We start from the raw sequence: 11,990 nt of genomic DNA, 5'->3' as shown, positions 1-11,990 counted from the left end.
GACCGCCCTCAGGCGTGGAGGGCTTCGTTCAGGGTCACCCCGTGGCCGGAGCGGACGGATGCCTCGACCGCGCCCGTGAGGGAGTTGCGTCGGAAGAGCAGTCCGTCGCGCCCGGAGAGATCGGCGCCCTTGACCGTGCTGGTGCCGGTGTCATCGGTGAACGCGATCTTGGTGCCGGCGGTCACGTAGAGCCCGGCCTCGACGATCGTGTCGTCGCCGAGCGAGATGCCGATGCCCGCGTTGGCGCCGAGCAGAGTGCGTGAGCCGATCGACACCCGGTGCGTGCCGCCGCCCGACAGGGTGCCCATGATCGAGGCGCCGCCGCCGATGTCGCTGCCGTCCCCGATGACGACGCCCTGGGAGACCCGGCCCTCGATCATAGAGGCGCCGAGGCTGCCGGCGTTGAAGTTCACGAATCCTTCGTGCATCACGGTGGTGCCGGGGGAGAGGTAAGCACCGAGACGCACGCGAGAAGCATCCGCGATGCGCACCCCCGGGGGCGTGACGTAATCGAGCAGCCGCGGGAACTTGTCGAGGCCCTGCACCTGGATGCCGTCGCGGAGCAGGAAGGGGCGGAGGCGGGTGGCGTCGTCGGGGTGCATCGGGCCGGCGGTGGTCCACGCGACGTTGGGGAGGAAGCCGAAGATGCCGTCGAGATTCACCTCGTTCGGGCGCACGAGGCGGTGCGACAGTGCGTGCAAGCGCAGGTACGCGTCGGACGTCGAGGAGGGGGCGGCGTCGAGGTCGGTCTCGATCGCGATCGTCTCGGCGCTCACCGCGCGGCGCTCGTCGACCACGGCCAGCTGATCGAGCGCGGCCGGGGCGATCGCGGGGTCGAGCCCCAGGGGCAGGCGACCCGCTGCGGGCTCGGGGAACCAGGTGTCCAGCACCGTGCCGTCCTCCGCGGTGGTCGCCAACCCGAAACCCCACACCCAGCGCTGTTCACTCATCCCTCCACGCTAGCGGTGCGCGCCGGCACGCCCCGGCCGGAGTTCGTGCGAGAGCCCGCTCGCTAGGATCGAGTCATGCCGGCGCTCGATCTTTCCGCCTCCTCCGCTGACCTGACGCGTGCGATCTGCGACATCCCGAGCGAGTCCGACGACGAGCTCGTGCTCGCCGACGCGATCGAGCGGGCGATCTCGGTCTACGACCACCTCGAGATCCACCGCGACGGTGAGACGATCGTGGCGCGCACACAGCTCGGGCGCTCCCAGCGGGTGGTGATCGCCGGGCACATCGACACCGTGCCGATCAACGGCAATGTGCCGACCAAGGACATCGAGATCGAGGGCGAGCCCTTCATCTGGGGGCGCGGCACGGTCGACATGAAGGCCGGTGTCGCCGTCCAGCTGAAGCTCGCCGCCGAACTCGTGGATCCCCGGGTCGACATCACCTGGATGTGGTACGACCACGAGGAGGTCGACGCCGAGCTCAACGGACTCACCCGCCTCGCCCGCACGCGCCCCGATCTCTTCGCCGGTGATTTCGCGATCCTCGGCGAACCCTCCAACGGCGAGGTGGAGGGCGGCTGCAACGGCAACCTGCGAGCGCTGGTGCGCACTCGGGGACTGCGCGCCCACAGTGCACGCGCCTGGGTCGGCGAGAACGCCATCCACCGCGCGGCCCCCATCCTCACGCGGCTGGCCGAGTACCGGCCCCGCGATGTCGAGGTCGAGGGGCTCGTCTACCGCGAGGGCATGAACGCGGTGCGCATCACGGGAGGGGTCGCCGGAAACGTGATCCCCGACCTCTGCGAGGTGGAGGTGAACTACCGCTTCGCCCCGAGCCGCGACGCGGAAGAAGCATCCCGCCACGTCCATGACGTCTTCGCCGGCTTCGACGTCGAGGTCGTCGACCTGGCCGTCGGTGCCCGCCCCGGTCTGGACGCGCCGCTGGCGCAGGAGTTCGTCCGTGCGGTGGGTGCGGAACCCCGACCGAAGTACGGCTGGACCGACGTGGCGCGCTTCTCGGCGATGGGCGTTCCCGCGGTCAACTACGGCCCCGGCGACCCGCACCTGGCGCACCACGATGAGGAGCGCGTGCCGGTCGCGCAGATCGACGCCGTCGAACGCGGGCTGCGCGCGTGGCTGAGCTCGACCTGACCGCCACGCGGCAGCACCGGCGGCGGCTGCCGGTGGCTGCGCGCATCGCCATCATCTACATCGCCGCGCGCGTCATCACGACCCTCTTCCTGCTGCTCGCAGCCGGGATGTCCACCCCGAACTCGCGGTTCGGAGCCTCGCCCTCGCTCTCGGACTTCGTCGTCGGGTGGGACGCGACGTGGTACTGGTTCGCTGCGGTCAACGGTTACCCGAGCGACCTGCCCCTGACGCCGAGCGGCGACGTCGCCGAGAATGCCTGGGCGTTCATGCCGCTGTTCGCCTTCGCAGCGTCAGGCCTCGGCGCGGTGCTGGGCTCGTGGGGTGCCGGGGCGCTCGCGCTGTCACTGTTGGGGGGATACGGGGCGTGCCTCGCCCTCTACGCGCTCCTGCGACCCCAGCTCGAGCGCACGGCCGCGCTGTGGGCGGTGGTGTTCTTCGCGTGCGGACCGCTGGCGGCGCTGTTCCAGGTGGGGTACGCGGAGTCGCTGTTCCTGTGCTTCCTCTTCGCGGCGCTCTGGTGCCTGCAGCACGCTCGATACGCCTGGCTGTACCTCCTCATCCCGTTGATGGGCTTCACCCGTCCGGGGGTGCTGGCTTTCGCCCTGCTCCTCGGGCTGTACGGCGTGTGGCGCTGGGTGAAGCGCGCAGATGCGCCGTTCCCCACGAGGGAGGCGATCCATCTCGGGATGCTGGCGGCCTGGGCGATCGTCGTCGGCTTCTCGTGGCAGGTCATCGCGGGCATCGTGACGGGGGACTCCGGCGCCTATCTCGCCACCGAACTCGCGTGGCGGCGCAATTGGATCGGCGATGCGACCGCACAGTTCGTGCCGTTCGAGGGCTTCGCGCAAGCATCCGCCTTCTGGTTCCGCACGTGGGGACTCGGCGACGTCGCGGGCTACGTGGCGCTGGTCGTGCTCGTGGCGGGAGCTGCGGCCCTGCTGCTGTTCGAGCCGCACGTCCGCCGCCTCGGTGTCGTCGTCCGGCTCTGGTCGGCGAGCTACCTGCTGTACCTGCTCGCGGTGTTCTTCCCGCAGTCGAGCATCTTCCGTCTGCTCGTGCCGTTGAGTCCGCTGTGGGGCGCCGTGGCGGTGCCGCGGTCGACCGCGTGGCGCGTCGGCGTGCTCGCTGCGGCCCTGCTCGGGCAGTGGTGGTGGATCTACAACATGTACGGGCTGGGTAACGCGTTCTGGCAGATCCCGTGACTGCCATCGACGGGGCCCGCTCACGATAAAGTAGACGCAGACTACGACGAAAAGGAGCCGTTATGGCAGCCATGAAGCCGAGAACCGGAGACGGGCCGATGGAGGCCGTGAAGGAGGGGCGCCTGATCATCGTGCGCGTCCCCCTGGAGGGCGGCGGTCGCCTCGTCGTCTCCGTGAACGACGCCGAGGCCAAGGAGCTCTACTCCGTGCTCGGTGGTGTCGTCGGCGCCGCCTGACACCCCGCGCACGAAACGACGGCGGCTGATCTTCGGATCGGCCGCCGTCGCTGTGTCGGGGGTTCGGTTCAGGGGGTTTCGGGGACCGTGGTCAGCTGCAAGAGGCCCTCGCCGGTGATCGACAGGGCGCCGACGACCGCAGCCGAGCTCTGCGTCTCGTGGATCAGCGAGCGGTAGGCCGCGGTGATGGGGTCGCGGCGCACCGGGTCGGCGACCGCGCCGCCGGCCAGTACCCGCGGGACGAGCACGATGCCGCCGGAGCGGACGAGCCGCAGGCCGTGCTCGACGTATTCGATGACGCCTTCGGGATCGGCGTCGATGAGCACGATGTCGTAGGACGCCTCGTTCATGCGGGGGAGCACGTCGGCCGCGCGTCCGGTGATGAAGCGGGCGCGAGCCGCGGGGATGCGGGCGTCGGCGAACGCCTGACGAGCGGCGCCGAGGTGCTCGGGTTCGCTGTCGATCGTGGTCAGGGTGGCCGTCGGCGCACCGTGCAGCAGCCAGAGTCCAGAGACGCCGCCGCCCGTGCCGACCTCGATGATGCTGCGCGCGCGCGAGGCGGCCGCCAGCACCGCGAGTTGCGCACCGATCGGCGCGCTCACGGGCTGTGCGCCCAGCTCGAGCGCCTGGGCGCGCGCGCGGGCGATGTGCTCCGGCTCCACCGTCGCCTCCGCCACGAATCGCTGGTTCGCCTCGTACCCACTCATTCCGACCTCCGCGGTCAGCCTACGTGGGCGAGACACAGCCGGAGGGGAGGCGCGGCGGGTAGCCTGAGGGCATGTTCTTCGGGCTCACCATCGAGAAGCTGCTGCTGATCGGTGTGATCGCCGGGCTGCTCATCGGACCCGAGCGTCTGCCGCGGTACGCCGAGGGTCTCGCGCGGTTGACCAAGCGCGTGCGCGGGATGCTGCAAGGAGCCCAGACGCGGGTGCGCGACGAGATGGGCCCCGACTTCGAGGACGTCGATTGGCGCAAGCTCGATCCGCGCCAGTACGACCCGCGCCGCATCATCCGCGAAGCGCTGCTCGACGACGCACCGGTCGCGACGGTGAAGGCTGCGAGCGTCGCCGCTGCGATGACCGAGGCCGGCGCCGACCCGCAGCGGGGCGCGTTCCGCCCCGACGAGCGCCCGCCGTTCGACTCCGAAGCCACCTGACGCGCCGCTCGACCGCTCGCAGCGGCTCGCTCGGGTTGCGGCCCGACCGCGCGGTAGGAGGACTTTCGGCCGAGCGGAGGAGTTTCCCGGCCCGGGAGTCCTCTGCTGGGCCGAAACTCCTCGCGAACCCGGCTCGAGACTCCTCGCGAAACCGGAGAATCGGTCGTACTCGGTGCGTGTGTGCGTCAACACGCACCGAGGTGGGCCGATTCTCCGAGTCGGGTGGGGTGGATGCTGGACCGGCCCGAACGGCGCTGACCGGGCCAGCGGTGCCCGAGCGGCGGAAGGACTTTCGGCCGAGCGGAGGAGTTTCGCAGCCCGGGAGTCCTCCTCCCGGCCGAACCTCCTCGCGAAGCCGGGCCGCGAAGCCGATTCACCGGGCCGATCCGCAAAGCCGAGGAGCGGGTGGGGAGCGGTCAGCGCGGGGTGAACGGCAGCGACCGGCCGGCGAGGGGGCGGGCGGTGCGGAGGAGTGCGTCGGCGACGTGCTCGATCGCCTGGGCGGCAGCATCCGTCGGTTCCCCCACGACGACCGGCTGCCCGGTGTCTCCGCCGGCGCGCAGGCCCGGGCTCAGCGGGATCGAGCCGAGGAGAGGAACGACCTCGTCGGCGTTCGAGAGGGCGGCGGCGACGGCCTCACCGCCGCCCGAGCCGAAGAGGTCGAGCGTGGAGCCGTCGGGCAGGGTGAGGGCGGCCATGTTCTCCACGACGCCGACGATGCGCTGACCGGTCTGGCGCGCGACGAGGCCGCTGCGAACGGCGATGTCGGATGCTGCCGCCTGCGGCGTCGTGACGACGAGCACGTCGGCGTGGGGGAGCAGCTGTCCGACCGAGATCGCGATGTCGCCGGTGCCGGGGGGCATGTCGAGCAGCAGCACGTCGAGGTCGCCGAAGAAGACGTCGGTGAGGAACTGCTGCACGGTGCGGTGCAGCATGGGCCCTCGCCAGGCCACGACCCCGGCTGCTTCTTCGCCGGGGCGGCGCAGGAACATCCCGATCGAGATCACCTTCACGTCGTAGGCGACGGGAGGGAGCATGAGCTCGTCGATGCGGGTGGGCGCCGGAGGGAGCCCGTCGGCGTCGAGCAGGCCGAGCAGGGCCGGGATCGAGAACCCGTGCACGTCTGCGTCGACGAGTCCGACCCGGAGGCCGCGGCGGGCGAGGGCGACGGCGAGGTTCGCGGTCACGGTCGATTTGCCCACGCCGCCTTTTCCGCTCGTCACGGCGATCACGCGGGTGAGGGCGTCGGGGCCGAACGGCATCTGGCGTGCGGGCCGGCCGCCCCGCAGCTTCTCGGTGAGCGCGTGGCGCTCGGTCGGGCTCATCACCCCGAGGGTGATCTCGACCGAGCTCACCCCGCCGACCGCGGCGGCGGCCTGGCGCACCTCGCGCTCGATGCGGTCGGCCGCCGGGCACCCCACGATCGTGAGCGCGATGGCGACCGCCGCGCGGCCGTCGTCGTCGACCGCGACCTCGCGCACCATGTCGAGCTCGCCCAGGGGGCGCCGCAACTCGGGGTCGATGACCGCCGACACCGCCGCGTGCACCGCGTCGGTCAGCGGAACCTGTGTCACGGGGATGTCGTCTCGCGATCGTCGCGCCGCTCGAGCTTCTTCAGCAGCACCTTCAGCTCCTGGCGAAGCACGTCGCGGGTGACGACCTCCTCGGTCGATTCGTTCACCGCCATGCGCAACGCGACGACCTCGCGGGCGAGGTACTCGGTGTCGGCGAGGTTGCGCTCGGCACGCTGGCGGTCCTGCTCGATCTGCACGCGGTCGCGGTCGTCCTGACGGTTCTGCGCGAGCAGGATGAGCGGGGCGGCGTACGACGCCTGCAGCGACAGGATGAGCGTGAGCAGGGTGAAGTTCGTCGCCTTCGGGTCGAACTGCCATTCGACCGGGGCGGAGGAGTTCCACACCAGCCACACCACGACGAATACCGTCATCCCGATCAGGAAGCTCGACGTACCCATCGCGCGGGCGAACGACTCCGAGAACCGCCCGAAACGGTCGCGCGACGGCTGCGGGTTGCGGTTGAGCATGCCGCCGCGGCCGAGCGGGGCATCGAGCGAGACCCTCCGGGTTGCGCGCGCCATCATCGCCTCCGAGTAGCGGTCGTCGGGATGCTGTGGGTGTCGAGCGGGCGCACGGGTCGGGGCGGACGCGGGTCGTCGCTGTCGTGCGAGCGCCAGTCGTCGGGGAGGAGGTAATCCAGCACGTCGTCGACGCTGACCGCACCGACGAGGCGGTGGGCCTGATCGATGACCGGCAAGGAGACGAGGTTGTAGCTCGCCAGCATCCTCGCCACTTCGGCCGCCGACGCCGTGGCGGGTACCGGGTCGAGGGTGTCGTCGATGATCGCGCCCAGCCGCTCGTGCGGGGGGTAGCGCAGCATCCGCTGGAAGTGGACGACACCCAGGAGGCGACCGGTGGGCGTCTCGTAGGGCGGCAGGGTGACGAACACGGAGGCCGCCAGGGCCGGATGCATCTCGTGGCGGCGGATGAGCGCGAGAGCTTCGGCGACGGTGGCATCGGCGGACAGCACGATCGGCTCGGGGGTCATGAGACCGCCCGCGGTGTCGGGGCCGTACTTGAGCAGGGCGCGGACGTCGTCGGCCTCGTCGGGCTCCATCAGGTCGAGCAGCTGCTCGAGGCGCCCCTCGGGCAGCTGACCCAGAAGGTCGGCCGCGTCGTCGGGTTCCATCGCGTCGAGGATGTCGGCCGCGCGCTCGTCGCCGAGCTGCTCGAGGATGTGCACCTGCTCCTCCTCGGGCATCTCCTCGAGCGCGTCGGCGAGCCGGTCGTCGGAGAGCTCCTCGGCGACTTCGAGCAGGCGGTCCTCGGGCAGGTCGAGGAGCGTGTTGGCGAGATCGGCGGGCTTCAGGTCGGTGTAGGTCGCGACGAGCTGCTCGGCCGACTGCGACTGCCCGGGGTGCGACTGCTCGCGCACCTCCGACCAGGCGGCGAAGGTGGTGGCGCCGCGGGCGAACGGCGAGGCGCTGGTCTTCGGGCGCCGCAGGAACAGCTGTCCGACGTCCCAGTCGCCCAGCCGGTTGCGTTCGATGGCCACGTCTTCGATGACGGCCTCGCCCGATCCGTCGACGAGGTACACGCGACGGCCGAGCAGTTCGGCCATGACCCGCACCTCACCGCCGCGCTGCTGGAAGCGACGCACGTTGATGAGACCCGTGGTGATGACCTGACCGGTGACGATCGAGGTGACGCGGCCGATCGAGACGAAGACGTGTCGACGGCCGGGGATCTCCACCACCAGGCCGACGACGCGCGGCGGATCGGCGGCGCGGTAGATCACCACGACGTCGCGGACTTTTCCCAGGCGATCGCCCGCCGGATCGAAGACTGTGCAACCCGCCAGGCGAGCGACGTAGACCCGTTGCGTGCTCACCATCCCAGAGTAGTCCGCCCCCCTCGCCGATCGGCGCCCGGGCGGCGCGTGAGACAATGACGGTATGAGCATGTTGGGTGGACGCGTTCCCGCCGGCCGCGAGAACGTGGGCGAGACGGTCGCGTCCTATCCCACGTACGAGGCCGCCCAGAAGGCCGTTTCGGCGCTCATCGCCGCCGAGGTACCGGCCCGCGACATCGCGATCGTCGGCCAGGATCTGCGCTCGATCGAACGGGTCACCGGCCGGTTGGGGTACGCGACGGCTGCCCGGTCGGGCGCCGTCAACGGCCTGCTGCTCGGTCTGCTCTTCTCCTTCATCTTCGTGCTCGGCACCCCGACGGTGCAGATCGGCGCCTTCATCGGCGTGATGCTCATCGGGGTGGCGTTCGGGATGCTGTTGAGCCTCATCACGTACTCGATCGTCCGGCGTCGCCGGGACTTCGCCTCCGTGATGCAGGTCGCCGCCGGTCGGTACGAGGTGTGCGTCGACGCCGCCAGCATCCAGAAGGCCCGTCAGGTCTCCGGCGCCTCGGCCGTGGCCGCCTCGCCGGCATCCGCGCCCTTCACGCCCTCGCCTCCGCCGGTGCCGGCACCCTCCGACGAGGAGCCGCCGCGGTACGGAGAGCGCATCCCGCCCAGCGCGCCCGAGGCCGCTCCCGCGCCCCAGAATCCGGAACCGCCGCGGGCGTGACCGTCGAGACGGTGCACGTCGCGCTCCCTGCCGGGGGCGTCGACGTGTCGGCCGAGTACGTGCGCCCGCCGGACGCCTGGGCGACACTCGCCCTGGCCCACGGAGCGGGCGCGGGTCACCAGCATCCGTTCCTCCTCGGCCTCTCCCGGGGTCTCGAGGCGCAGGGCGTCGCGACGTTGCGCTTCGCCTTCCCCTATCGCGAGGCCGGTCGTCGCATGCCCGGGCCCGCCGCGCACGCGATCGCGACGTGGGAAGCCGTGATGAGGTGGCTGGATGCTGCGGATGCCCCGCGTCCGGTGTGGGCGGCCGGCAAGTCCTACGGCGGCCGGATGGCGTCGATGGCCGCGGCCGAGGGAGTGATCGAGCCCGCCGGCTTGATCTATCTCGGCTATCCGCTGCACCCGCCCGGCGATCCGACCAAGGCGCGCGTGGCGCACCTGCCGGCGGTGGCGGCGCCGCAGCTGTTCGTCGAGGGCACGCGGGACCCGTTCATCGACCCGCACGAGCAGCTGCTCGAAGCGGTGGCGACGTGCCGCGATGCCGTCGTGCACTGGGTCGAGGGCGCAGACCACTCCTTCGCGGTGAAAGGACGCAAGCTCCCCGCCGATCAGATCGGCGAGGAGCTCGCGGCGCCCGTGGTCGCCTTCCTCAGCGCCCGGGGCGCGGGACTCGGGTGATCAGCGCGCCGACAGTCGCGCGATCCACGCTTCGACGTCGTCGGCCGTGCGAGGGATCCCCGCCGAGAGGTTGACCGGGCCGTCGGCGGTCATGACGATGTCGTCCTCGATCCGCACCCCGATGCCGCGGAACTCCTCGGGAACCGTGAGGTCGTCGATCTGGAAGTACAGTCCGGGTTCGATCGTGAAGACCATGCCCGCCTCCAGCACTCCGTCGTAGTACATCTCGCGGCGCGCCTGTGCGCAGTCGTGCACGTCGATGCCGAGGTGGTGGCTGGTGCCGTGCACCATGTACCGCCGGTGCTGACCGCCCCTCTCGGAGTCGAGCGCCTCCTCGGCGGTCACGGGGATCAAGCCCCATTCCGAGACGCGCTGGGCGATGACCTGCATCGCGGCCTCGTGCACCGCGCGGAACTTCACGCCCGGCTTCGCCGCGGCGAACGCCGCGTCGGCGGCTTCGAGCACCGCGTCGTAGATCTTCCGCTGCACGGCGGAGAAGGTGCCGTTCACGGGCAGCGTGCGGGTGATGTCCGCGGTGTAGAGGCTGTCGACCTCGACGCCGGCGTCGACGAGCAGGAGGTCGCCGGCGACGACCGTGCCGTCGTTGCGCGTCCAGTGCAGGTAGCACGCGTGCGGGCCGGAGGCGGCGATCGTGTCGTAGCCCTCGGTGTTGCCCTCGGCGCGGGCGCGCTGGTGGAAGACACCCTCCACGACCCGTTCGCCGCGGGGGTGCGCGATGATCCGGGGGAGGTCGGCCACGATGTCGTCGAAGCCGCTCGCCGTGACGGCGACGGCGAGGCGCATCTGCTCGAGCTCCCACTCGTCCTTGACCAGGCGCAGCTCCGAGACGAAGCGGGTGAGCTCCTCGTCCTCGTCGAGCACGAGGTCGTCCTCGCTCAGCTCCAGGTCATCGAGGTGTGCGGTGTCGACCCCGAGGTCGGCGGCCACGGCGGCGAGGGACGGGCGCGGACCGATCCAGAACTCTCCGACCGAGGCGTCGGCGTAGAACTCCGGCGTCGTGCGGTCGGCGCGCTCGCGGAAGTACAGCACCGCGTCGTGACCGTCAGCGGTGGGTTCGAAGACGAGCACGGCTCCGGGCTCGGCGTCGCTGCCCCAGCCCGTGAGGTGGGCGAAGGCGGAGTGCGCGCGGAACGGGTAGTCGGTGTCGTTGCTGCGCTGCTTCAGTTCGCCCGCGGGGAGCACCAGGCGTCGGCCCGTGAACGCGCGTGAGACGGCGTCGCGACGGCGCGCGGCCCACGGTGCCTCACTGCGCTCGGGAGGGAGGGACTCTTCGCGAACCGCCCACCCCTCGGAGATCGTGTCCAAGAAGCCCTGCGGGAAGGGCTGGCGTCGGTTGGTCGTGGTGACCTCGGCCTGCTCACCACTCGGGGTCAGGGTGTCGGTCTCGCTCGTGCTGTCCATCCTCCCAGTGTCTCACCGGGACGCCGGGATCAGCCCGCGGGTTCGAGTTGCACGACGAGCGGGCGATGGTCGCTGCCCGAGGTGTCGAGCGAGGTGAGCACGGCCGAGCCGGTCACCCGCCAGTACGGCGAGACGAGGATGTGGTCGATCGGTGCGCCCACCAGCGAGGGATAGGAGGTCGTCCACGTGCCGACGCCGCCGTTGCCGGTTTCGGATGCTGCGTCGTGGCAGCGCCCGAGGGAGCCGCCGTCGACGCCCATCCCGGCCATGTGATCGAGGGTCGCGTTGAAATCCCCCGCGAGGATCACGTTCTCGGCGCTGCACTGGTCGGCGAGCCACTGCAGATCGTCGCGCCACTGCTGCATGTAGGACTGCCGGGGCGCCACGGCGTGGGCGGCGACGACCGTGGGGCCCGATCCCGAGGTCGGCATGGCCACCGCGCTCGGGACGGTGGAGGTGTTGCTCGAACCGTCCTGGGAGGACTCGATCACGGAGTAGTCGCCCAGGGCGGGGCTGATCAGCACGGTGGTGGAGCTGGCATCCCAGCCGTCGACGCCGTACTGGCCGTACTCGGCGTGGTGCGCCCACATCGGGCTTCCCGCGTCCCTCATGAGGATGGCGACCTGCTCACCGGTTTCGATGGTGGTCTCGGGAAGGGTCACGATGTCGGCCTTCATCGCGACGGCGATCGAGGCGATCGTGTCGGGCGCGGTGGCGGAGCCTGCGGTGTTCCAGGTCATCACGCGCACACTGGCGTCGGTCTTGGCGGGGAAGGCGTCCGTGTCGGTGCCCGCGCCGCGGTACACCATCACCCCGGCGTTGGCCGCGGCGGCCACGACCGCGATCGCGGCGATCGTCAGGGCGAGCGCCCGCACGGCGCGGAACATCGCCAGCAGCAGGGCGATCAGGGCCAGGGCGAGGAAGGCCACGGCGAGCGGACCGCGGAACGACACGATCTGGGCGATCGGGAAGGTGCGCTCCAACCGGAACAGCTGCGGCCACGTCAGCACGGCCGCTCCGCCGAGGCACAGCGCGGCGAAGAGGACCCCCACGATGCGACGCACGCGGCGATGCTATGACAGCGACCTGGGAGATCCAC

13 protein-coding genes are annotated in these 11,990 nt (G+C 71.1%); 6 read left to right on the top strand and 7 right to left on the bottom strand.

Annotated elements, in window-relative coordinates; translation table 11 throughout:
* Nucleotides 1-8 precede the first annotated feature (8 nt).
* Entirely contained in the window at nucleotides 9-950 is a 942-nt protein-coding gene (dapD, locus tag ACFXP5_RS04415) for a 2,3,4,5-tetrahydropyridine-2,6-dicarboxylate N-succinyltransferase (protein WP_394527213.1), read from the bottom strand.
* Between the two features lie 75 nt (nucleotides 951-1,025).
* On the opposite strand from dapD, the gene dapE reads away from it, so the two are divergent.
* The 3 genes from dapE (at nucleotide 1,026) to ACFXP5_RS04400 (ending at nucleotide 3,540) form a co-directional block, all read left to right on the top strand.
* A complete protein-coding gene (gene dapE, locus ACFXP5_RS04410; protein ID WP_394527211.1) occupies nucleotides 1,026-2,102 on the top strand; it encodes a succinyl-diaminopimelate desuccinylase in 1,077 nt (358 codons plus the stop codon).
* Complete coding sequence (locus ACFXP5_RS04405) at nucleotides 2,084-3,304, top strand: hypothetical protein (protein WP_394543659.1); 1,221 nt, start codon at nucleotides 2,084-2,086, stop codon at nucleotides 3,302-3,304. Before dapE ends, ACFXP5_RS04405 begins: the two co-directional genes overlap by 19 nt.
* Before the next feature lie 62 nt (nucleotides 3,305-3,366).
* Nucleotides 3,367-3,540 carry a DUF3117 domain-containing protein gene (locus ACFXP5_RS04400; protein ID WP_394527208.1) on the top strand — a complete coding sequence of 58 codons (174 nt, stop codon included), beginning with the start codon at nucleotides 3,367-3,369 and terminating at the stop codon, nucleotides 3,538-3,540.
* A gap of 68 nt (nucleotides 3,541-3,608) precedes the next feature.
* Here ACFXP5_RS04400 and ACFXP5_RS04395 read toward each other — a convergent pair whose 3' ends face one another.
* Nucleotides 3,609-4,247, bottom strand: coding sequence for an O-methyltransferase (locus ACFXP5_RS04395; RefSeq protein WP_394527206.1), 639 nt, complete (start codon nucleotides 4,245-4,247; stop codon nucleotides 3,609-3,611).
* A 71-nt stretch (nucleotides 4,248-4,318) separates the two neighbouring features.
* On the opposite strand from ACFXP5_RS04395, the gene ACFXP5_RS04390 reads away from it, so the two are divergent.
* Nucleotides 4,319-4,696 (top strand): twin-arginine translocase TatA/TatE family subunit, encoded by a 378-nt coding sequence (locus ACFXP5_RS04390; protein WP_394527205.1) that lies wholly within the window; start codon nucleotides 4,319-4,321, stop codon nucleotides 4,694-4,696.
* A 416-nt stretch (nucleotides 4,697-5,112) separates the two neighbouring features.
* On the opposite strand, the gene ACFXP5_RS04385 is transcribed toward ACFXP5_RS04390, so the two are convergent.
* The 3 genes from ACFXP5_RS04385 to ACFXP5_RS04375 are packed head-to-tail and all read right to left on the bottom strand — an operon-like array spanning nucleotide 5,113 to nucleotide 8,101.
* The gene (locus ACFXP5_RS04385) at nucleotides 5,113-6,270 is read right to left on the bottom strand and encodes an Mrp/NBP35 family ATP-binding protein (RefSeq protein WP_394543658.1); all 1,158 of its coding nucleotides are present in this window, start codon (nucleotides 6,268-6,270) and stop codon (nucleotides 5,113-5,115) included.
* Nucleotides 6,267-6,791, bottom strand: coding sequence for a DUF1003 domain-containing protein (locus ACFXP5_RS04380; protein ID WP_394527201.1), 525 nt, complete (start codon nucleotides 6,789-6,791; stop codon nucleotides 6,267-6,269). The genes ACFXP5_RS04385 and ACFXP5_RS04380 overlap by 4 nt, the downstream gene beginning before the upstream one ends.
* Nucleotides 6,791-8,101: a magnesium transporter MgtE N-terminal domain-containing protein gene (locus ACFXP5_RS04375; protein WP_394543657.1), complete on the bottom strand. Its 1,311-nt coding sequence runs from the start codon at nucleotides 8,099-8,101 to the stop codon at nucleotides 6,791-6,793. Before ACFXP5_RS04375 ends, ACFXP5_RS04380 begins: the two co-directional genes overlap by 1 nt.
* Before the next feature lie 64 nt (nucleotides 8,102-8,165).
* Between ACFXP5_RS04375 and ACFXP5_RS04370 the strand changes: the two genes are divergently transcribed.
* Entirely contained in the window at nucleotides 8,166-8,792 is a 627-nt protein-coding gene (locus ACFXP5_RS04370; RefSeq protein ID WP_394527198.1) for a YflT domain-containing protein, read from the top strand.
* On the top strand, nucleotides 8,789-9,469 hold the full coding sequence (locus tag ACFXP5_RS04365) for an alpha/beta hydrolase family protein (protein ID WP_394543656.1): 681 nt from the start codon (nucleotides 8,789-8,791) through the stop codon (nucleotides 9,467-9,469). Before ACFXP5_RS04370 ends, ACFXP5_RS04365 begins: the two co-directional genes overlap by 4 nt.
* Here ACFXP5_RS04365 and ACFXP5_RS04360 read toward each other — a convergent pair whose 3' ends face one another.
* A complete protein-coding gene (locus ACFXP5_RS04360) occupies nucleotides 9,470-10,891 on the bottom strand; it encodes an aminopeptidase P family protein (RefSeq protein WP_394543655.1) in 1,422 nt (473 codons plus the stop codon).
* A gap of 29 nt (nucleotides 10,892-10,920) precedes the next feature.
* On the bottom strand, nucleotides 10,921-11,955 hold the full coding sequence (locus ACFXP5_RS04355) for an endonuclease/exonuclease/phosphatase family protein (protein WP_394527195.1): 1,035 nt from the start codon (nucleotides 11,953-11,955) through the stop codon (nucleotides 10,921-10,923).
* Nucleotides 11,956-11,990: the final 35 nt, after the last annotated feature.

Origin of the sequence: Microbacterium hanjuni (assembly GCF_043556395.1) — a bacterium.
Classification (GTDB): domain Bacteria; phylum Actinomycetota; class Actinomycetes; order Actinomycetales; family Microbacteriaceae; genus Microbacterium.
This window is presented reverse-complemented; position numbering and strand designations above follow the sequence as displayed.